The organism is Marinobacter sp. NFXS11 (assembly GCF_040148675.1).
Lineage (GTDB): Bacteria > Pseudomonadota > Gammaproteobacteria > Pseudomonadales > Oleiphilaceae > Marinobacter.
In genome coordinates this window covers 112430-132891 of sequence record NZ_JAGDDV010000001.1, presented here as the reverse complement: position 1 = coordinate 132891, position 20462 = coordinate 112430, and the positions used below count along the sequence as shown (strand labels likewise).

Below are 20462 nucleotides of genomic sequence, written 5' to 3'. Positions count from 1 at the left end.
GCCAGTCTCCAGGTTTTAATCGCGCGCCTTTTACTGCATTAGCGGCGAGTCAGGCAACTCCAGATCCACACCTTCCACTCCAGTTTCCGCTGCCAGAACCTGCAGGTACTGGCGAAACGCCCGTCTGGTGACGCTCTCGCTCAGGTACTGCCGAATCTGGGGTTTGACGTGCTCATACGGGAGCTGCTGGCCATCGATTCGCTGGTCGACGCGGACGATGTGCCAGCCGTAGCGGGTTTCGATCAGTTCCGGGTTGAGGCCCTCTTCCAGTGAAAGGACGGGGCGCTCGAATTCTTCCACTGTCTGGCCCTTGCTGATCTGGCCGAGGCTGCCGCCCTGGTGGCGGGATTCGCAGGCGGAGTATTGTTTGGCCAGCCCAGCAAACTGGGAACGGCCGTCGATTAGGGATGACAGCAATTGGTGGCCTGCCTCTTCCTGGCGGATGCGTTCCTGAACATCGTCCGGCGCCGCGGCGAGAAGGATGTGGCTGACAGCCATCAGTGTGGGGCTGCGGAAGCGGCCCGGGTTGGCGGTGTAGAAGCGTTCGCAGTCCTCTTCGCTGGGGTCCGGAACGTTGAGTTCGAGTTCCAGCACCCTGGCGATGCGGTCTTCTTCGTCAGCGATGTCTTCAAGCTTGAGGCGGCTGGCCTGCTGCAGGAGCAATTCGCGGATCACGAGGCTTCTGGCGGCTTCGTGCCAGGCTTCGGCGACTTCTTCGGCCGGGTGGTGCTGCATTTCGCGGGCGATGTCGTCTTCGCCGATGAGGGTTTCACCCACGTAGACCGGCGGGAACTGGTTTCTGGGTTTTTCGGCTTCGCCGACGGGGATGAGTTGCATTGTGATCACCTTTTGATTCGGTTGTCGGATTACGGCTTCGCCTAATCCGACCTACTTGAAATGCTTGGGGCTTAGGCCGCTGGCTGTCGGATTACGACTTCGTCTAACCCGGCCTAAAGTTGGAACCGGGGTCATGTAGGTCGGATTAGCGTGGCCCCGCCACGCGTAATCCGACACTTTTGAAACCCGATCACGCCCGCTTGCGAACCACCTGGTACTTCCGTCCGAAATACTCCACCGGCACGCTGAGCATATGCACCAGGCGGGTGAACGGGAACAGCACGAAGATGGTCAGGCCCAGAAAGATATGGGTCTTGTAGATCCAGTGCACGTCGGCGATGTAGCCAGCCACGCCGCCCTGGAGGGTGACAATGCCCTGGGCCCAGGCAGAGAATTTGAGCATGGTGCTGCCATCCAGGTGACCCATCGTGGGCAGAATGGTCAGCAGGCCGAGTGCCAGCTGGATCACCAGGATGACGATAATCATGTTATCCGCAAAGGTGCTGCTGGCTTTCACGCGCGGGTCAGTGAGCCGGCGCCAGGCGAGCATGCCGCCACCGATAATCGCCATCACGCCGGCGATCCCGCCAACCACGATTGCCATCACCTGCTTGGTGCCCGGGGTCATGAACGGCTCATAGAGCGCGTGCGGTGTCAGCAGGCCCACCAGGTGGCCGAAGAAGATCACCAGTACGCCAACATGGAACAGCACGCTGGCCATCACCATGTTTTTCTTGCGCAGCATCTGGCTGGAATGGGCTTTCCAGGTGAACTGGCCCTGGTCATAGCGGGCCCAGGTGCCAATCACCAGGATCGCGATGGCAATGTAGGGATAAACCCCGAACAGCAATGTATTCAGATAGGACATCATTTCCGTTTCCTCCTGCGCCGTCAGGCGCGCCCTGCCTGACGGGGTGTTGCGTCCGTCATCAGCTGATCACTCAGGTGGATGGTCTGGGTCTGTTCCAGTTCGCGGCGGCGCTGACCTACAACGCTTCCGGTACTGCAGGAGCTGCCCTGATCATCAACAAACTTCACCATTTCCTCTTCCCAGACTTTGTCCAGTGCCTCCGGGGTGTCGTCGCGTTCTTCCGAGGCGACGATCCGGGCCAGCTCCTGGCGGTTTGCCGCGCGTCCGGACAGATTCAGCAGCGAATCCATCACCACGTGATAGAAGCTTTCCCGCTGGTACAAGCGTTCACCCAGCAAGCCCAGGATATGGTGGATGTCCTCCAGCCAGTTCTGGATCTCGTCCCAGGGGCGGGTGGAGAGGTATTCCAGGAACAGCGGCAGGTAATCCGGCAGTTCCCTGGCGTCGATTTCCAGACCGTTGGTGCGATATTCCTCCATCAGGTCCACCATGGCCTGACCGCGGTCGCGGGATTCGCCGTGCACGTGCTCGAACAGCAGCAGGGACGTGGCCCGGCCTTTGTCGAACATGCCGACGTAGTTCTCCTGCATATCCAGCAGGTCACCATCGCACAGCATCTCGACGCAGCGCAGCAGTTGCTCCTTGTTCTGCCGGGGCAGTCGGCTGTCCTCAAGGACAGCGGCGATGAGGGCATCTTTGGAGGCCTGGAGCTCTTCAGTGGGGTACTCAAGTACCCGCGCCAGTACTTTTAAAAGTTGCATGTCGGCCTCCTTATTCCTGCAGCTGTTTCGGGTCAACCTGCTTAACGGTCGACAACTTCTGGACCATGCTGGTGGTCTGTTTGCGGCCACCGAACATGTTGAATTTGCTATCGCCGTTGCAGCCTTCGCCGAAGCTGAAGCCACAGCCGTTGCGCTCGCCATGGGCGGTGGCATCGGGGAAGGCTTCCTTCGCCAGCTCGCGGTGGCTGGTGGGAATCACGAAGCGGTCCTCGTAGTTGGCGATGGCCAGGTAGCGGTACATCTCGTCGGCCTGGGCCTTGGTCAGACCAGCTTCCTCGAGGGCACGCAGATCTTCCTTGCCTTCTACGGTTTCGGCACGCTTGTATAGACGCATGGCCATGATCCGCTTGAGGGCACGCACGATCGGCTTCTCGTCACCTGCGGTGAGCAGGTTGGCCAGGTACTTGACCGGGATCCGCAGGCTTTCGATCTTCGGCAGTATGCCGTCGAACTCGACCTTGCCGGCTTCCGCCGCAGACTGGATTGGGCTCAGCGGCGGCACGTACCAGACCATGGGCAGGGTGCGGTATTCCGGGTGCAGCGGCAGGGCCAGTTTCCAGTCCACGGCCATCTTGTACACCGGGCTTTGCTGGGCAGCTTCGATCACGTTCATCGGAATGCCGTCTTTCTTCGCCTGCTCGATCACTTTCGGGTCGAACGGGTCCAGGAAAATTTCCAGCTGCTTCTCATACAGCTCGTGCTCACCCGGGGTGCTCGCCACTTCCTCGATGCGGTCTGCGTCATACAGCAGCACGCCCAGGTAGCGAATCCGGCCGACACAGGTCTCGGAGCAAACGGTGGGCATACCGGCTTCAATCCGCGGGTAGCAGAAAATGCACTTCTCGGATTTGCCGGTCTTCCAGTTGAAGTAGATCTTCTTGTACGGGCAGCCGGAAACACACATCCGCCAGCCTCGGCACTTGTCCTGGTCGATCAGCACGATGCCGTCTTCTTCCCGCTTGTAGATAGCACCACTTGGACAGCTGGCAACACATGTCGGATTCAGGCAGTGCTCGCACAGCCGCGGCAGATACATCATGAAGGTGTTTTCAAACTGGCCGTAGATGTCCGCCTGAACCTGATCAAAGTTCTTGTCCTTGCGGCGCTTGGCGAACTCGGTACCGAGAATCTCTTCCCAGTTCGGGCCCCATTCGATTTTCTGCATGCGCTGACCAGAGATCAGCGAGCGTGGCCGTGCAACCGGCTGATGCTTGCTGTCGCCCGCCGTGTGCAAATGCTGATAATCGAAATCGAACGGTTCGTAGTAGTCGTCGATCTGGGGCAGATCCGGGTTGGCGAAGATGTTCGCCAGGACCCGGAAACGGCCACCGATTTTCGGGCGGATCTTGCCGGAGCTGTCGCGCATCCAGCCGCCCTTCCACTTGTCCTGGTTCTCCCATTCTTTCGGGTAGCCGATACCGGGCTTGGTCTCGACATTGTTAAACCATGCGTACTCCATGCCTTCACGGCTGGTCCATACGTTTTTGCAGGTCACTGAACAGGTATGGCAGCCAATGCACTTGTCCAGGTTCAGTACCATGCCGACTTGGGAACGGATTTTCATTTTACAGCCTCCTGAACAGTGTCATTGCCTTCGCCATCGAGCCAGTCGACGTTGTGCATCTTGCGGACCACCACGAATTCATCGCGGTTGGAGCCTACGGTGCCGTAGTAGTTGAACCCATAAGAATACTGGGCGTAGCCACCGATCATGTGGGTCGGTTTCGGGCAGACCCGGGTAACCGAGTTGTGAATACCGCCCCGGGTGCCGGTGATTTCGGACCCCGGAATGTTCACGATCCGCTCCTGAGCGTGGTACATCATCACCATGCCGGGCATGACCCGCTGGCTCACCACGGCCCGCGCTGCGATAGCACCGTTGGCGTTGAACAGCTCGATCCAGTCGTTGTCCTCGATAGCCAGTTCTTTCGCATCGTCCTCGCTCAACCACACAATCGGGCCACCGCGGGACAGAGTCAGCATCAGCAGGTTGTCGCTGTAGGTGCTGTGGATACCCCACTTCTGGTGCGGTGTAATCCAGTTCAGCGCTTTCTCGGCGTTACCGTTGCTGCGCTGGTTCAGCATGCTGCTGACCGTCTTGGTGTTAATTGGCGGACGGTAGACCAGCAGGCTTTCACCGAAGGCGCGCATCCACTCGTGATCCTGGTAGAACTGCTGCCGACCGGTGAGGGTGCGCCAGGGGATCAGCTCGTGAACGTTGGTATAGCCGGCGTTGTAGGACACATGCTCGTCTTCCAGACCAGACCAGGTCGGGCTTGAGATGATCTTGCGCGGCTGCGCCACAACATCCCGGAAGCGGATTTTTTCCTCTTCCTTGTTCTTCGCCAGATGGGTGTGATCCAGCCCGGTAAACTCGGACAGCGCAGCCCAGGCCTTCACCGCAACCTGGCCATTGGTTTCCGGCGCCAGGGTCAGAATCACTTCCGCGGCATCAATGGCACTTTCAATTTTCGGACGGCCCGCGTTGGCGCCGTCGATGTGCTTGTAGTTCAGTTCACCCAGGAACTTCACTTCTTTCTCGGTATTCCAGTTGATGCCCTTGCCACCATTACCCAGTTTGTCGAGCAGCGGCCCAAGCGAGGTGAAGCGGGCGTAGGTGTTCGGGTAGTCCCGCTCAACGGTGATGAAGTTGGGCGCGGTCTTGCCCGGGATCAGGTCGCACTCACCGCGCTTCCAGTCCTTCACATCGAACGGCTGGCCAAGCTCCGCCGGTGCGTCGTGCAGCAACGGCAGGGTAACCACGTCTTTCTCGACACCCAGGTGGCCTTCGGTCGCCTTGGAGAAGGCTTTGGCAATGCCCTTGTAGATTTCCCAGTCACTGCGCGCTTCCCAGGCCGGATCGGTGGCTGCGGTCAGCGGGTGGATGAACGGGTGCATGTCCGATGTGTTCAGGTCGTTCTTCTCGTACCACGTGGCCGTCGGCAGAACGATGTCGGAATACAGACAGGTGGTGGACATACGGAAGTCCAGGGTCACCAGCAGGTCGAGCTTGCCTTCCGGCGCCTCGTCATGCCATTTGACCTCTTTCGGTTTGGCACCGCCCTCGTGGCCCAGATCCTTGCCCTGCAGACCGCTCTTGGTACCCAGCAGGTACTTGAGCATGTACTCGTGGCCCTTGCCGGAAGAGCCCAGCAGGTTGGAGCGCCAGATAAACATATTGCGCGGATGGTTCTGGGGTGCTTCCGGATCCTCACTGGCAAAGGCGAGGGAGCCGTCTTTCATGGATTGCGCCACGTAATCCGACACTTCCATGCCCGCCTTTTCAGCTTCCGCGGCAATGCCCAGGGGGTTGCGATTCAGCTGTGGAGCAGACGGCAACCAGCCCATGCGCTCGGCGCGAACGTTGTAATCGATCAGGCTGCCACCGAATTTGGACTTGTCCGCCAGCGGCGACAGGATCTCGTCGACACCCAGCTTCTCGTAGCGCCACTGCCCTGAGTGCGCGTAGAAGAAGGAGGTGGAGTTCATGTGCCGGGGAGGACGCTGCCAGTCCAGACCGAATGCCAGCGGTTGCCAGCCGGTCTGCGGGCGCAGCTTCTCCTGGCCAACGTAGTGGGCCCAGCCACCGCCGCTTTGGCCGATACAGCCACACATGATCAGCATGTTGATCAGGCCACGGTAGTTCATGTCCATGTGGTACCAGTGGTTCATACCGGCACCGACGATGACCATGGAACGCCCTTTGGTCTTGTCAGCGTTGTCCGCGAACTCGCGGGCAATACGGATTACTTTGTCTGCAGGAACGCCAGTGATCTTTTCCTGCCAGGCAGGGGTATACGGCTTCACTTCATCATAGGAGGTGGCGCCGTCATCCTCGCCCAGACCACGGCTGATACCGTAGTTGGCGACCATAAGGTCATAGACGGTGACCACGCGACCTTCGGAGCCATCCGCCAGCTGGACCTTGCGGGTGCCCAGCTTGTGCTTGAGGATGTCCTTGATTTCCACGTGCTTGAAGTGATCGTGCTCGATACCACCGAAGTACGGGAAGGCAACGTCCACAACGTCGTCGTGCTTCTCAACCATGGACAGCTGAAGGTTGACGTCGGAGCCCTTGGCGGTCTGCTTCAGGTTCCACTTACCCTTCTCTCCCCAGCGATAGCCAATAGAGCCGTTAGGCGCAGTCAGCTCACCGGAAGCTTCATCAATGGCGATGGTTTTCCACTCGGGGTTGTTCTCTTCACCCAGACCGTCCACCAGGTCACTGGCGCGCAGGAAGCGGCCAGGCACGAAGCTGCCGTCGTCTTTCTCTTCCAGCATGACCAGGTAGGGCATGTCGGTGTAGCGACGCACGTAGTCGGTGAAATACTCGCTGGGCTTGTCGACGTGGAATTCTTTCAGGATCACGTGCCCCATGGCCATGCCCAGAGCCGCATCAGTGCCCTGCTTGGGGTTCATCCACTCGTCAGACAGTTTGGAAACTTCAGCATAGTCCGGGGTGATGGCAACAGTCTTGGTGCCCTTGTAGCGCACTTCAGTGAAGAAGTGGGCGTCCGGGGTCCGGGTCTGGGGTACGTTGGAGCCCCAGGCAATGATGTAGCCGGAGTTATACCAGTCGGCGGATTCCGGCACGTCGGTCTGCTCACCCCAGGTCTGGGGAGAGGCCGGCGGCAGGTCGCAGTACCAGTCGTAGAAGCTCATGCATACGCCACCGATCATGGACAGGTAGCGGCTGCCAGCGGCGTAAGAAACCATAGACATGGCCGGAATCGGCGAGAAGCCGAGGATCCGGTCCGGGCCGTGGGTCTTGGCGGTGTAGACGTTGGAGGCGCCAATCAGCTCGTTGACTTCGTCCCAGCTGGAACGCACGAAGCCGCCCATGCCGCGCCGGGGTTTGTATTCAGCGGTTTTCTTCGGATCTTCGACGATGGAAGCCCAGGCTTCGACCGGATCGTTGAACTGCATCCGGGCCGCGCGCCAGAGTTTCATCAGATGCTTGCGCATCAGCGGGTACTTCAGGCGATTGGCGCTGTACATGTACCAGGAATAGCTGGCGCCACGGGGGCAACCGCGGGGCTCATGATTGGGCAGATCCGGGCGGGTACGGGGGTAGTCGGTCTGCTGGGTTTCCCAGGTAACCAGACCATTCTTGACATAGATTTTCCAGCTGCAGGAGCCGGTGCAGTTTACCCCATGGGTAGAACGCACGATCTTGTCGTGCTGCCAGCGCTGGCGGTAGCTGTCTTCCCATTCGCGACTGACTTCGTGGGTTTCGCCATGGCCGTTGGAGAACGGCTCGCGCTTCTTCCTGAAGTAACTAAGTTTATCGATCAAATGACTCATGGTCTCTCTCTCCGTCTGCCGGATCGTTTCTCCGATTTGAGACCATTGTGTGTGAGAAAAACCGCGAAATCTGCGTGGTTACTACCTCATAACCCGTTTCTACCACCCTGGTGGTAGGCGGCTTATATCCCCGTGTGGAGAAGGTGTTCACGCTCGTGCCGGCGGCGTTCCCGGGCAAACAGGAAAAGACAGCCAAGCAGAAGCATAAAGAGGATCATAAAGACCGCACTGCGGATACCCAGCCAGTGGTTAACGCTGCTGAAAATCACCGGCAGCACAAAGGCTACCGAACATGCGCTCACCAGAAGCAGCCCGGCGACAAAGGCCGCCACCGAACGATTTTCAACAATAACCAGCCGCTGGAGGCTACCCATGGTGCAGCCCATGGCCAGCCCGAGGGCAACGACAAACACACCCTCTACTTGCATGGGCAGAGCAAATTCAACACGGATTGTGGCGTCAACGCCCTGAATAAACAGTGTCATGGGTGGGTAGGACAAAACAAACAGCGCCATCAGACAGACCATCAGTGCGCGACTGACAACCCTTGCACTGCCGAAGCGGTCGGAAAACCCTCCCCCCACGATCTGGGCCAGAGCTCCGGGAATAACAAACCATTGAGCCAGGCCCGCACCGGAATCCACTGACAGATCGAACTGTGAAGACAGATAATCCGGCAACCACAAGGCCAACGCAAAGAAGCTGCCGGCGACAACGCCAAAATAGCCACAAAGCTGACCGGCCCGCTTCGTCTGCAGGCGGTGTAGCAATACCCTGACCGATGTTTCGGCAGTCGGGTCCGCCTCGGCGTCTTCCGGATCGGTGAGCATGACAAGCAGCGCAAGCACCAGGACCAGCACGATCAGATAGGCCAGCGGAACCCCGTGCCAGGAAAAGGCCTCATGGAAAAGTGGTACCAGGTAGTAATTGAATCCCGCGCCGGTCACACCAGCGCCAAACACCCCCAGCACAAGGCCCAGGCGCCTGGATTCACAGTGCCCAGTCACGAACTGCAGCCCGGCACTGTAGAAACCGCCAGCCAGGCCGAGGCCGCCGGCGGCAATCAGATAGCCGGGAAAGGTATCGGTAGTCAGGAGTATTACCATGCAGGCTGCCAGTCCCGCCAGGCAGATCAGCATAATCCGGCGGGCACCGAACTTCTGCGCCGCCAGGCCAGCCGGAACTGCCAGGGCCGCGCCTACCGCCATCGGCATCGCCAGCAGGAATCCAAACTGCAGGTTGCTTAGATCCAGTTCCGAACGCAGATGGACCCCGGCCACCGCAAACAGGGTCCAGCACCCGGCAGCAACAACAAAGCCCGCCACCGCCAACGGCAGCACCACTGCCAATGACGCCAGCCGGTCATCTGCACGATCCGTTTCGGACTTCATTACTGTCGCTCTTCTGGAAACCTGCTTTTAAGTTTCATCTTTTGATCATAAAAGGGTCAAAGATTATGATGGGTTACCAACCATTGGGGTAATTGACTATCCTCAAGGAGGTATCACGGAATCCCGGTGCGAGGCATAATCCACTCTGCCCCGCCAAACGCATTGACGCGCACGAGATCGAATGAAATCCAGAAGCCCGCTTGTAAACCGAATCGCAATCGTCGTCGGCGCAGTGGTGGTGACAGCCCTTGTCAGCATGGCAACCACGCTTGCGGTGTCGAAAAGCATCGAAGGCAATGCCACCGCGATCAATCTGGCGGGCGCCCTTCGCATGGGGGCCTTCCAGTTGCTTGCCCGGAGCGCGGGACCTGCCGTTCCAGAGACCGTGGAAGACTCGGTCATGACGATGCTGGAGGGCTATGAGACCAAGTTGGCTGACACCAGCATTACCGACGCCATCCCTGAGAGCCGCGACCATCCGCTCGCCGCCCAGTACCAGATCATTCTGGAATCCTGGGAAACCATGCTTCGGCCTGCCCTTCAGGAACACGACCAGGGCACGCCTGTTTCAGCGGCCATGCTTGCCTCAACACAGCAATACGTTGATAACGTAGACCAGCTGGTGAAAATGCTTGAACAGCGAACCGAAGCTCGTATCGACCTGCTGCACCTGATTCAGATCATCAGCCTGGCTTTCTCCATTCTTATCATCGTGGCGCTGTTCATTGATCTGAAAAACCGTATTTTGCGACCACTGCGCAAACTGGTCAGTATCGCCATCGCCGTGGGCGATCAGGACTTCTCCCGCAAGGCCAACCTGGGCGGCTCCGACGAGCTGGCACAGCTTGGCCAGGCCTTTGACCAGATGACCAGCGAGCTGGCTCTGACCTACCACGAACTGGAAGAGAGGGCCCGGCTGAAAACGGAAGAGCTTGAAAGGAGCCACGCGGCCCTTCAGCTCCTTCATTCCGCAAGCCGGGACCTGTTTGCCAAACACGATCTGTGCAATGGGGCGATCCCCATGCTTCAGGAGCTTGAGCAGCTACTTGGCATTGGCCCGATCCGTCTCTATCTCCATGACAAGGAGTCCTCGGAGCCAATTCAAGCCATCACGACCGCCAGCCGAGAGCGGCCCTTCTACTGTCGCGACCATCATTGCAATGCCTGCCTGGTTACGCCGGAGGCCTATGACGAGCTGCCCGTGGAATCCAACGACGGTCGTCGGCTCCTGCTGCCGATCCGGACACCCGGACAGCTGCTGGGCACGCTGGAAGTCTGGTACCCGGCCGAAGAAGGTCTCTCGGAAACTTCTCGTCGGCTGTTGGAAACCCTCAGCGACCAGCTGGCCACGGCCATTTTCCTGGAACGGCAGATTACCGAGGAGCAGCAGCAGACCCTTGCTGAAGAACGCACAGTGATCGCCCGGGAACTTCATGATTCCCTGGCACAGTCACTGTCGTACCTGAAAATGCAGGTTGCCCGGTTGCGCCGCCTTAACATCGAAGGCGAGCAGCGGGAAATCCACGAGGCCATTCTCGATGAACTTAGCACCGGCCTGAACAGTGCCTACCGCCAGCTCCGGGAGTTGCTGGCCACCTTCCGGCTGAAGCTGGACACGCCGGATCTTGCCACTGCCCTGCAAAAAACCATTGAAGAGTTTTCCGAGCGGCTGGGTAAGCCGGTTGAGCTACAGTACAATTTGCCGCCCCAGACCCTGTCACCAAATGAAGAGATCCATACCCTGCAGATTGTCAGGGAAGGCCTTGCCAACGCGGTCAAACACGCAGATGCCACGGATATAACCGTGGATGTTCTGTTCGAATCCCCGCAAGTACGGGTACGAATCCGGGATAATGGCAAGGGCCTGCCCGGTAGCGACCAGCCCGTCAATCATTACGGCCTGATCATCATGCAGGACCGCGCCCGAACGCTGGGCGGTAAGGTCGAGGTAAGCAATCGGGATGAAGGGGGCGTGGAAGTCACCCTGGGATTTGTTCCCAAAAGCCGTAACCTGATTCCCACAGAAGCATCAAACGCCTGACAACAAGAGAGAACCCGATGTCTGAGTCACCCGCAAGTATTCTGTTGATCGACGATCACCCGCTTCTTCGCCAGGGCATCAAACAGCTGATCGACATGGAAAACGATATAGTCGTGGCCGGGGAGGCCAGCAACGCCGCCGACGGCATTCGGCTGGCCACTGAACTGGAGCCCGACCTGATCCTGATGGACTTGAACATGCCCGAAATGGACGGCATTGAGGCCCTGAAGAAACTGCGGGAACAGAACATCAGCTCCCGCATTGTAATGTTCACCGTGTCGGATCAGGAGGACGATGTTGTAGCCGCACTCCGGGCCGGTGCAGACGGCTACCTGCTGAAGGACATGGAACCGGAAGACATGATCAACCAGCTCCATCAGGCGGCGGTCGGCAAGATGGTGATCAGCGACCGACTGACCACTCTGCTGGCCGAAGCGCTGCGCTCCAACAAACCCCAGCAGGCATCACGCCCGGATTTCGACAGCCTGACACCGCGGGAGAAGGATATTCTGCGTCTGATTGCCGAGGGCCTTTCGAACAAGATGATTGGTCGCAAGCTCGACATCAGTGACGGAACAGTCAAGGTCCATGTGAAGCACCTGCTGAAGAAACTGAACCTGCGCTCGCGGGTGGAAGTGGCCGTTTGGGCGGTGGAGGAAGGCCTCCACAAAGGCTGAGTTATATCAAATCGTTCCAGAGCACTTTGCTTTACTCTGTGCGGGTTTCTGACCGCCCGGAGTAAAGCATGGCTTTTTCACTACCTTCAATTGCCTCCCTGGACTCTCCCCTGATTCGGCAAACGTTTTTGGTTCTTCGGGAGTACCTGCCCTCCCCCGCGCCGATGCTTGGTGCCATTGATCGCAGAATCCCGGTGCCCCTCAAGCAACTGGCTGCCGAGGCGCCCCTGAATCGCCTGTTTGCCCAGGCGATCAGAGAGGGAGAATTCGATGACTTCGAGGGCCGCCGCATTCGCCTGGAGGTGAACGGCGGGCAACCCGGTATCACAATCGGCTTCTGGGCCGGGCGCCTCCGGGTGATCGACGGCCCCGGCGAGGCAACCATTCGCGGTTCACTGGCTGCGTTCAGGACGCTCGCGGAACGCCGACAGGATCCCGACCAGTTGTTTTTCCAGCGACGCCTGATCATTGAAGGAGACACTGAGCTGGGGCTCGGTCTGAAGAACCTGCTGGACAGTCTGGAATGGCAGTTCAGCTTGCGACAGGCGTTTTTGATCTGACAGGGGCCCGGGGGTGGCCATCTTCCGCATTACTGTTCGCGAGTTACCCCATCTTTTCTGCGTTTTTCACGTGTCCGCTTAATCTGGTTGGATTTGCACTCATTGCTTACAAGGTCCAACCACCTCAAGTGCTGTTGCCAGATCTCGTCTTTCACAGGCTCAGGCTTATTACTTGTCATCGCTACCTCTCCGCGCATTTTAAAATGAGAACAGTTCTTGACACTCATTAACATGTATTTTATAAATATCTTAAAGCAAGAGAGGAGGATCGGCAATGAATGATCAACAAACATCAATGGAAGAGCTGGATACGGATGTGCTGCTGGAACTTATATTGCAAGGCTACGATGCCGCACATCTGGCAAAGCTGCCCGAGCTTCACCGTCTCGCTCGCAAGATTGAGGCAGTTCACAGGGCGAATCCTGAGGTTCCCAAAGGCATTACATTGGCCATCAAGAAAATGGAGCACAGTCTTACCGACCATATTGAGCGGGAGAACGCCTACGTTCTTAAACGCATGGAACATGACCAGCCACCGCGCCCGGACACACCGATCGCACAAATGAACGAAGAGCATTCCTTTCTCAAAGAGCAGCTGAACAGCCTGCGCAGAATGACGTGCAACTACCGCGCTCCAGACTCTGCCTGCCGCTCCTGGCAGCGGTTCTACCGGGAATTGAAAGCCCTGGATTTCAGCTTGTCCGAGCAGATCTACCTGGAACGGGATGTGTTATTTCCGAGGTTTCAGTTCTGAGGGCAGAGGTGCAGACCATGCTGTTTTCTTTCCCGCTGAATGACCTATGCCAATCAAGCGGGATTAGCACTGCAGCAACCCTCTGCTAAGGTTCATTTCATACCCTTTTTCAGCGCAAAGGTAATGTCATGGCCAACTTCACTGTTCGACTCTACCGCTACAACCCTGAACAGGACGAAGTACCTTACAGCCAGGATGTCGAGGTTGGCGACGAATTCCGGAACCGCATGGTATTGGACGTATTGGAGCACCTGAAAACCCGGGATACCACGCTGGTGTTCCGGCGCTCCTGCCGGGAGGGCGTTTGTGGCTCAGACGGGCTCAGCATCAATGGGCGCAACGGCCTGGGCTGCATTACCCGGGTAGCCGATGCTCTTGGCAAGAAAGACATACTGGAGATCCGCCCACTGCCCGGCATGCCTGTAATTCGGGATCTGGTGGTGGACCAATCCTTGTTTTTCAAACAATACGAGCGTGTCATGCCCTGGCTGATCAACGACACGCCAGATCCGGCGATCGAAAGGTTGCAGAGCCCGGAGGATCGCGCAAAGCTGGATGGATTGTACGAATGTATTCTCTGTGCCTGCTGCACCTCCGCTTGCCCATCCTGGTGGTGGAACCCGGAAAAGTACATCGGGCCATCGGGACTGCTGCAGGCATACCGATTTCTGGTGGATTCCAGGGACACGGCCACAAGGGAGCGCCTGGAGAAACTGGAAGATCCGTTCAGCGTGTTTCGCTGCCGGGGCATTGGCAACTGCACCGCATACTGTCCCAAGGGGCTCAACCCCATGAAAGCTATCGGTCACATCAAAACCATGTTGTTACGTGAACAGGTCTGAGCGCCAGCCCCAACCATGACAAAGCCCGACAGGGTGAAGCAGATCCATCGATCGCAGGTTCGGCGCTAGGGCTGAGACACCAACCGGCGCAGCCGTGTCATGACATCGAGATTGTTGATTTCCATGGCCTCCAGTGCCCTTAGTGCATCTTCGGGCCGACTCTCATGGTGCGCTTTCACCGCTTCAATCGCATAGACATGAACCAGCCGATGAGGCTCCTCAATGGCCCGGAAATCCATCCGGCCGGCGTATTGTTCATTACCGTCACCCTGATAGTACCACTGACCAAGCCGGCACCCCGTTTCCGGCGGTAAAGTATCTGCCTTACGATCAGATAACCCGGCAAGAATCTGATAAACCGTCAGCTTGATTTCCAGCTCTTCGAGATTAGCCAGCTCAATCTCCGCCAGCAACGCGGCGCGCCCCAATGCGGTCGACGAAGTGCCTGCCAGATCAATCAGTGACATGAGTCGATCCCTTGCGGTTTCAGCCTCTTCCGCAAGCTTTTCCATCTCCTCACTGTTTGCCTTGCTGGCGCCGGATACGGCGGCAGTCTGCGCGCGAATACGGCTGATGGCATCGTCGATTTGCCGGGTCGCATCCCCGGCCCGAAAGGCCAGGTTCCGGACCTCCGTTGCCACCACGCTGAATCCCCGGCCATGCTCGCCGGCCCGGGCCGCTTCTATACTAGCGTTGAGTGCCAGCAGTGAGGTCTGATCGGAAACACCATCAATAACGTCCACCAGCGAAGTAATACTGCCGGTCTCTTCCTCCAGGGCCCCGATCTGTCCTGCGGAATTCACCGCTCTTTGCCGGGCACCACCGAGTTTCTGAATCAGCGTGGCCATACTGTCGCGGACGCTGCCGGATTCATCCCGGGTTTTCAGTGCCTCGGTGCGACGTGAACCCAGCAGGTCCGATAACTGGTTGAATGACCCCTTTAGCTCTGTCAACGATGAGCCAAACTGGCCGAGCCCGGCCATCAAGCGCCGACTGAGCTGAAGTTCCGCCCTGCTCTGCTCCAGAGCACGCTGCTCATCTACCAGCCCTGCGTTCAGGCTTCTGTTCTGTTCACTGACCTCAGCAAACGCCTTCTTCAATGCCGACAGCTCCGCTTCCAGCGCCTCTGCACGCTTTGTGGACGGCCAAAAACTCATAAGGTTACTCCGGCTCATCATTTTGATTTATATTTTATACATGTTTAAAGGTGAAGCTGTACGGATTTGTAATAACAACGCATCAAGAGAGGTAATGCGGTGATCTAAAAGGTCAGAACAGGCCGTTCAAAACAAAATCCCGAAGTGCAACGGCGTTATTGTGCGCGGTATCTTTCGCGGCAAATACCAGCGTTATGCGGTCATGCTCTCCAAGCACTTTTTTGAGCGCTTCAAGATCTTCGCCGGCGTCGTCTGATTTCAGCTCTTCCAGATACCGCTCCCGGAACTCCGGCCACTTCTCGGGATCATGCCCAAACCACTTGCGCAGTTCGGTGGAGGGCGCCAGTCCTTTCAGCCAATGGGCTATGTCGGCATCGCGTTTGGCCACCCCACGAGGCCAGATCCGGTCGACAAGCACTCGCGGCCCGTCAGAGCGGGCGGGCTCTTCATAGGCGCGTTTCAGGCGGATTTCCATAATCTCTAACCTCCCTGAAAAAATGTATTCTATTTATAGCTATGTTAGCTTGGATTCGACTCGCCATTTATTGATCGAGGTGTATCATCATGACAAAAACAAGCGGCTCACTGCTAAGCATACTGATCCTGAGTCTCACCGTGTCATTCGCCGCCGCGGCAGCGGAACCGGTTACTCCCAAGCTGACCGAGAAACTGGATCGCCTGCTACGGGAAGAAATGCGATCCATTCAGTCGGCCATGGGCCAGATCCATTCGGCCATCGTCATGGGGCAACATGGTATTGTTGCGAACCATGCCGAGCAGATTCACGACAGCTTCATTCTGCAACAGAAGCTGACTGAACAGGATCGCGAAGACCTGATGTCCACAGTACCCAAAGGGTTTATCGACTTGGACAAGGAATTCCACCAACTTTCTGCATCGTTGGCTGAGGCCGGCAGGGGTAAAAACACAAATGAACAGCTCAGGCTGTTCACAGAAATGACAGGCAACTGCGTTCAATGCCACAGCACGTATGTATCGGATCGCTTCCCCGGCGTTTCAGCCCCTGAATGACTGATTGGCGCTAGCCAACCAGCTCCATTCCCGGCTTGCCGTACCAGTAACCGTTGCAGGGTGGCGCTTCCACCAGCTGCAACGGGTCGGACGCCGGCGTCTCACCCCGGCGTGCCTGATCAAAGCGGTTCACCACTTCATCCATGTCCAAATGCTCCGGGCTCAAGCGCACGGTGGACACCCCCATGCGCTGCATGTCCGGCAACTCCCGCATCAGGTCGTAGCGCGAGCCGGACAGGGTGGAAATGCCATTGATCCTGAACAGTTCCTCGGATTCGCGCGAGCGCAATTCCATGCCATCGGGATGCTCGATGCAGCGAAACTCACAGTTATCTTTGGGCAGATTGTAATGCCTGGCCGTAAAACAACGGGATGACCAGGCCAGGGGCAGAAAGCCCCAGGCGAACACTTCTGACGGTACGTCCAGACCTTCGCTTTCCAGGCCCCTGATCAATTGCTCCAGGGTTTCCTTGCCAAGTTCCACCGGCAGGTTCCAGCCCTTCAGTCCCTGTTTTGCCAGTATCTTGAGCGTGGCCACGTTGTAGATATTCATGGACGGGCCGGTAATAAAGGGCAGGTTGTTACGAATCGCCACCTGCAAGGCACTTTGATCATTCGCTTCCACAGCAAACTCGTTCTGATCACAGATTCGGCGCAGGCGGCGCAGGTCAGCCTCAGACTCAATCAGAGTCTGGGTGGAAAGCACCACGTCCTTGCCGCAGGCTTTCAGGTCACGGGCAAGGTCGAACCAGTCATCCGGTTTCAACTCGCGGCGACGGCTGCACACGGCTTCGCCGAGATAAATGGTATCCACCGGCCACTCGGCGGCGTTGGCGTAAAAATCAAATACGGTTTGTCGGGACCAGAACCACAGGATTGGCCCCAGGGATAGTTTCATCATAAATGGTAAAACCCTATTTCCACTTACGGTGGTAGGCGCCCAGCGTTGTCAGGCCTCCCTCGGAAAGACCCGCCAGGGTATTCTGCCAATGACGATCAACCGTAAACCCGTCCGGGCTGGATGCGAGATCATCAAGCGCATGGCGCCAGGTGCGGGCCACATCGGCAATATAGGCAGGGCTGCGCTGGCGGCCCTCGATTTTTACGGCACTTATGCCCAATTCCTGGAGGTCGGGCAGAAGGTCTAGCGTGTTCAGGCTGACCGGTTCCTCAATGGCGTGGTAAATGCTGCCGTCCACCTCGAAACGGCCCTTACACAGGGTTGGGTAGCCGGCAGATTCACCCGGGCCGTAACGGTCGATCAGGACATTATTCAATCTGGACTCAAGCCCCTGTGGGGTTTCCTGCCAGCGAACGGCCTTTGCCGGCGAGCAGGCGCCCCGGGTATTGGGGGATTCATCCGTAAGGTAGGACGACAGATAACACCGGCCTTCGGCCATGATGCACAAGCTGCCGAATGCAAAGACTTCCAGCTCCACCGGGCTGTGCTTGGCAACGCCACGCACCTGGTCCAGCGACAGAACTCTGGGCAGCACTGCCCGGCGAATGTCGAAGTTGTCTTTGTAGAATGAGAGCGCTTCATGGCTGGTGGCTGAGCCCTGCACCGACAGATGCCGGGGGATATCCGGGTACTTGTTGGCGGCGTAATCCAGCAGGCCCATGTCAGCGAGGATGATGGCGTCCACGCCCAGACTCGCTGCGCGATCCACCGCGCCCTTCCAATGTGCCCAGCCATCCGGCTGTGGGTAGGTGTTAATCGCGCAGAACACTCGCGCACCGCGGAGATGGGCGTATTCAATGCCCTCGGCGGCGCGTTTGTCGTTGAAATTCAGGCCGGCGAACTGTCGCGCATTGGTGCTGTCCCTGAAGCCGAAGTACACCGCGTTTGCGCCGTTATCCACCGCAGTTTTCAGGGCCGGGAGACTGCCGGCCGGGCACACGAGTTCCATGGAGCTCTCCGATTGCCAATGTGAAGCGCAACCTTACGCGGCAACTCGAAACGCCACCTTGACCTTTGTCAGCAGGCCTTCCATAAACTTCTTGATACCTCTGAGGTAGTACTCTACGTGTCATTACTCACCCACCATAAATCTCTTCAATAGCAACCAGATAACAATCGCTTACAACAGCTTACAACCCGGAAACTACCCCTACAGATACCTCCTCGCGCCAATAGCTAAAGCCCCCCCGACATCTGGATAATGGAAACAATTTCCGACCAACCCAGGCTTCACTATGAACCTTATCAACAATCTCTCCATGCGGGGCAAGCTGATCACACTGGTGGTACCGGCTCTGCTTGTTATTCTGTTTTTCGCAGCGGAAAGCATCGTCCTGAATCAAGGTAAGCTTGATGACATGCAACAACTGCGCTCCATGGTGGAACTGGCTGAAGCCGGTGATCCCGTGACCGAAGCCCTTCAGAAGGAGCGTGGTCGATCTGCGGTTTTCATTGCCAGCAAGCCGGGAAGCGATGTCGCCCGCCAGGCTGAGAAAGATCTTGCGGAACAACGGCGCCAAACCGATACCCGGGTTTCAGCCTACTACCGTGATATCGAGGCTCTGATGGCCAATACAGCCTTCGACCAGGCAGTTGAAACAAGCATTCAGTCTGTTCGCCGGGAGCTCGACAACCTGGATGCTCTGCGCCGCTCGGTCGACAACCGAAGCAACGCCGGCCCCCGCTACACGTTATTGATTATGGGATTAATCGAGCGGACTGGCCTTATTGTCAGGCGCTCAACCGATCCGGAATTAACCCGTGAGGTAAACGGCTATTACGCCCTCGCCAAAGTCGTAGAGATGGCCGGGCGCGAGAGGGCCGCAGGCGCATCCATGATCCGGAGCGGTGAATTCGACTTGCCCTCTGTCGCCCGCATTGCGGGACTAGGCGGACAACAGGAAGCTTACTTGAGCCAGGCTTTAGCGATGCTGGCCTCCGACGACAGGACCCGACAAGCCCTTGAGAATCAGCATTTGAGCGCGGCTAGCCAAGCCCTGGCGGAGCGTCGTGAAACCCTGTTCAGCAGCCCATCAGGCATGTATGCACTGGACGCTTCTGACTGGTTCGCAACCACAACCCTGCGAATTGGAGACCTCAATCAGGCCAGAAAGGACATGTTGGCTGGCGTAATGACCCTGGCATCCGATGGCGTTGCCGATACCCGCGGTGATTTGATGCTGGCCTCTGGCATTTCTGCAGTTGCCGTTCTGGTCGTACTGGTATTAATGATGATCATCATCCGTGCCATCAATCTCCAGGTCGGCCGCCTGCTCGATGGCGTTCGGTTTGCCATGGACAACAAGGACCTGACCCGCGAGATTGAGATTTCCAGCCGTGATGAAGTGGGCACGATTGGCAAAGCCATCAACGAACTGTTTGGACGCTTCGGAAACGCGCTGTTGCATATCGACAAGTCGAGCGTCCAACTTGCCACGGCCACCGAGGAAACCAGCTCCACTGCTGGCCAGAATGCACACCAGGTGAAAAACCAGCAGCAACAGATCGAACAGGTGGCGGCGGCAACTGAAGAGATGTCCGCCACCTCCGAGGAAATCTCCCGGAACACCCAGCAAGTCGCAGATGCCGCCCGCAGTGCCATGGAGAAAAGCCGGAGTGGCGAGCAGGTCTTGCACGGCAGCGTAAAAAGCATTCGTTCCCTGGCAAAATCGGTTCAGAAGGTAAATGAGGTTATTGAAGAGCTGGAGAGCCGCAGCTCAACCATCAGCGATGTGGTGGATGTAATTCGAAAAGTTGCCGACCAGACCAACCTGCTGGCGCTGAATGCGGCGATTGAAGCCGCCCGGGCTGGCGAGCATGGTCGCGGCTTTGCGGTGGTTGCCGACGAAGTGCGCACCCTGGCCCAGCAGACCCATGAATCCACGACCCAGATCGAGGAGATTATCAGCGGGTTCCAGAGCATTACCGAGAATGCCAGTCGTTCAATCGTGGAAAGTCATAAGCTGGCCAATGCCACGAGCGAACAGGCCTCGGAAATGGAGCAGACATTTGCCGATATCCTGATCGATGTGAACAGCATCTCCGATATGGCCGGGCAAATTGCTACTGCTTCAGAGGAGCAGGTCGCGGTGACCAGAGAGCTGGCAGGGAATATGGAATCAGTAAGTGAGTCTGCCATTCTGACCCTGACCGGTTCCCAGGAGATCACCCAGGTGACCGGAGAACAGGCAAGGCTGGCGCGGGTACTTCAGGATCTGGCTAATGAGTTCAAGGTGCCGGCGTATAGCTGAAA

Annotated in this window: 17 protein-coding genes; 7 read left to right on the top strand and 10 right to left on the bottom strand. The window is 57.7% G+C overall.

From position 1 onward, the window contains the following. Positions 1 to 30: 30 nt before the first annotated feature. The 6 genes from J3362_RS00615 to J3362_RS00590 all read right to left on the bottom strand — a co-directional run bounded on the left by J3362_RS00615 (position 31) and on the right by J3362_RS00590 (position 9185). The gene (locus J3362_RS00615; protein WP_349517638.1) at positions 31 to 837 is read right to left on the bottom strand and encodes a peptidylprolyl isomerase; all 807 of its coding nucleotides are present in this window, start codon (positions 835 to 837) and stop codon (positions 31 to 33) included. Between the two features lie 190 nt (positions 838 to 1027). Then, complete coding sequence (narI, locus tag J3362_RS00610; RefSeq protein WP_349519229.1) at positions 1028 to 1705, bottom strand: respiratory nitrate reductase subunit gamma; 678 nt, start codon at positions 1703 to 1705, stop codon at positions 1028 to 1030. Positions 1706 to 1728: 23 nt separating this feature from the next. After that, positions 1729 to 2469: a nitrate reductase molybdenum cofactor assembly chaperone gene (gene narJ, locus J3362_RS00605; protein WP_349517637.1), complete on the bottom strand. Its 741-nt coding sequence runs from the start codon at positions 2467 to 2469 to the stop codon at positions 1729 to 1731. A 10-nt stretch (positions 2470 to 2479) separates the two neighbouring features. After that, positions 2480 to 4054 (bottom strand): nitrate reductase subunit beta, encoded by a 1575-nt coding sequence (gene narH / locus J3362_RS00600; RefSeq protein ID WP_349517636.1) that lies wholly within the window; start codon positions 4052 to 4054, stop codon positions 2480 to 2482. Further along, on the bottom strand, positions 4051 to 7794 hold the full coding sequence (locus J3362_RS00595) for a nitrate reductase subunit alpha (RefSeq protein ID WP_349517635.1): 3744 nt from the start codon (positions 7792 to 7794) through the stop codon (positions 4051 to 4053). The genes narH and J3362_RS00595 overlap by 4 nt, the downstream gene beginning before the upstream one ends. 122 nt (positions 7795 to 7916) lie before the next feature. Then, on the bottom strand, positions 7917 to 9185 hold the full coding sequence (locus tag J3362_RS00590; RefSeq protein ID WP_349517634.1) for an MFS transporter: 1269 nt from the start codon (positions 9183 to 9185) through the stop codon (positions 7917 to 7919). A 181-nt stretch (positions 9186 to 9366) separates the two neighbouring features. On the opposite strand from J3362_RS00590, the gene J3362_RS00585 reads away from it, so the two are divergent. The 5 genes from J3362_RS00585 (at position 9367) to J3362_RS00565 (ending at position 14059) form a co-directional block, all read left to right on the top strand. Further along, the gene (locus J3362_RS00585; protein WP_349517633.1) at positions 9367 to 11226 is read left to right on the top strand and encodes an ATP-binding protein; all 1860 of its coding nucleotides are present in this window, start codon (positions 9367 to 9369) and stop codon (positions 11224 to 11226) included. A gap of 17 nt (positions 11227 to 11243) precedes the next feature. Further along, positions 11244 to 11903, top strand: coding sequence for a two-component system response regulator NarL (gene narL / locus J3362_RS00580; RefSeq protein WP_349517632.1), 660 nt, complete (start codon positions 11244 to 11246; stop codon positions 11901 to 11903). Between the two features lie 68 nt (positions 11904 to 11971). Next, on the top strand, positions 11972 to 12463 hold the full coding sequence (gene ubiT / locus J3362_RS00575) for a ubiquinone anaerobic biosynthesis accessory factor UbiT (RefSeq protein WP_349517631.1): 492 nt from the start codon (positions 11972 to 11974) through the stop codon (positions 12461 to 12463). Between the two features lie 274 nt (positions 12464 to 12737). Then, on the top strand, positions 12738 to 13217 hold the full coding sequence (locus J3362_RS00570; RefSeq protein WP_349517630.1) for a hemerythrin domain-containing protein: 480 nt from the start codon (positions 12738 to 12740) through the stop codon (positions 13215 to 13217). Between the two features lie 128 nt (positions 13218 to 13345). After that, positions 13346 to 14059: a succinate dehydrogenase iron-sulfur subunit gene (locus J3362_RS00565; RefSeq protein WP_349517629.1), complete on the top strand. Its 714-nt coding sequence runs from the start codon at positions 13346 to 13348 to the stop codon at positions 14057 to 14059. A 65-nt stretch (positions 14060 to 14124) separates the two neighbouring features. Here J3362_RS00565 and J3362_RS00560 read toward each other — a convergent pair whose 3' ends face one another. Beyond that, positions 14125 to 15216: a methyl-accepting chemotaxis protein gene (locus tag J3362_RS00560; protein ID WP_349517628.1), complete on the bottom strand. Its 1092-nt coding sequence runs from the start codon at positions 15214 to 15216 to the stop codon at positions 14125 to 14127. Between the two features lie 112 nt (positions 15217 to 15328). Continuing rightward, positions 15329 to 15691: a DUF488 domain-containing protein gene (locus tag J3362_RS00555; RefSeq protein WP_349517627.1), complete on the bottom strand. Its 363-nt coding sequence runs from the start codon at positions 15689 to 15691 to the stop codon at positions 15329 to 15331. Between the two features lie 89 nt (positions 15692 to 15780). On the opposite strand from J3362_RS00555, the gene J3362_RS00550 reads away from it, so the two are divergent. Further along, positions 15781 to 16248, top strand: coding sequence for a hypothetical protein (locus J3362_RS00550; RefSeq protein ID WP_349517626.1), 468 nt, complete (start codon positions 15781 to 15783; stop codon positions 16246 to 16248). Positions 16249 to 16258: 10 nt separating this feature from the next. Here J3362_RS00550 and J3362_RS00545 read toward each other — a convergent pair whose 3' ends face one another. After that, on the bottom strand, positions 16259 to 17149 hold the full coding sequence (locus J3362_RS00545) for a U32 family peptidase (RefSeq protein ID WP_349517625.1): 891 nt from the start codon (positions 17147 to 17149) through the stop codon (positions 16259 to 16261). A gap of 13 nt (positions 17150 to 17162) precedes the next feature. Then, positions 17163 to 18158 (bottom strand): ubiquinone anaerobic biosynthesis protein UbiU, encoded by a 996-nt coding sequence (ubiU, locus tag J3362_RS00540; protein WP_349517624.1) that lies wholly within the window; start codon positions 18156 to 18158, stop codon positions 17163 to 17165. Between the two features lie 286 nt (positions 18159 to 18444). Here ubiU and J3362_RS00535 point away from each other — a divergent pair, with 286 nt between their 5' ends. Beyond that, complete coding sequence (locus J3362_RS00535) at positions 18445 to 20460, top strand: methyl-accepting chemotaxis protein (protein ID WP_349517623.1); 2016 nt, start codon at positions 18445 to 18447, stop codon at positions 20458 to 20460. Positions 20461 to 20462: the final 2 nt, after the last annotated feature.

Bases quoted from the DNA above. Each gene is read 5' to 3' on its own strand.
- ubiT (WP_349517631.1), top strand. From the start codon at position 11,972: ATGGCTTTTTCACTACCTTCAATTGCCTCCCTGGACTCTCCCCTGATT.
- narJ (WP_349517637.1), bottom strand. From the start codon at position 2,469: ATGCAACTTTTAAAAGTACTGGCGCGGGTACTTGAGTACCCCACTGAA.
- J3362_RS00570 (WP_349517630.1), top strand. From the start codon at position 12,738: ATGAATGATCAACAAACATCAATGGAAGAGCTGGATACGGATGTGCTG.
- J3362_RS00550 (WP_349517626.1), top strand. From the start codon at position 15,781: ATGACAAAAACAAGCGGCTCACTGCTAAGCATACTGATCCTGAGTCTC.
- J3362_RS00535 (WP_349517623.1), top strand. From the start codon at position 18,445: ATGAACCTTATCAACAATCTCTCCATGCGGGGCAAGCTGATCACACTG.
- narI (WP_349519229.1), bottom strand. From the start codon at position 1,705: ATGTCCTATCTGAATACATTGCTGTTCGGGGTTTATCCCTACATTGCC.
- J3362_RS00545 (WP_349517625.1), bottom strand. From the start codon at position 17,149: ATGATGAAACTATCCCTGGGGCCAATCCTGTGGTTCTGGTCCCGACAA.
- J3362_RS00590 (WP_349517634.1), bottom strand. From the start codon at position 9,185: ATGAAGTCCGAAACGGATCGTGCAGATGACCGGCTGGCGTCATTGGCA.
- J3362_RS00595 (WP_349517635.1), bottom strand. From the start codon at position 7,794: ATGAGTCATTTGATCGATAAACTTAGTTACTTCAGGAAGAAGCGCGAG.
- J3362_RS00565 (WP_349517629.1), top strand. From the start codon at position 13,346: ATGGCCAACTTCACTGTTCGACTCTACCGCTACAACCCTGAACAGGAC.
- J3362_RS00585 (WP_349517633.1), top strand. From the start codon at position 9,367: ATGAAATCCAGAAGCCCGCTTGTAAACCGAATCGCAATCGTCGTCGGC.
- J3362_RS00555 (WP_349517627.1), bottom strand. From the start codon at position 15,691: ATGGAAATCCGCCTGAAACGCGCCTATGAAGAGCCCGCCCGCTCTGAC.
- ubiU (WP_349517624.1), bottom strand. From the start codon at position 18,158: ATGGAACTCGTGTGCCCGGCCGGCAGTCTCCCGGCCCTGAAAACTGCG.
- J3362_RS00615 (WP_349517638.1), bottom strand. From the start codon at position 837: ATGCAACTCATCCCCGTCGGCGAAGCCGAAAAACCCAGAAACCAGTTC.
- J3362_RS00560 (WP_349517628.1), bottom strand. From the start codon at position 15,216: ATGAGTTTTTGGCCGTCCACAAAGCGTGCAGAGGCGCTGGAAGCGGAG.
- narH (WP_349517636.1), bottom strand. From the start codon at position 4,054: ATGAAAATCCGTTCCCAAGTCGGCATGGTACTGAACCTGGACAAGTGC.
- narL (WP_349517632.1), top strand. From the start codon at position 11,244: ATGTCTGAGTCACCCGCAAGTATTCTGTTGATCGACGATCACCCGCTT.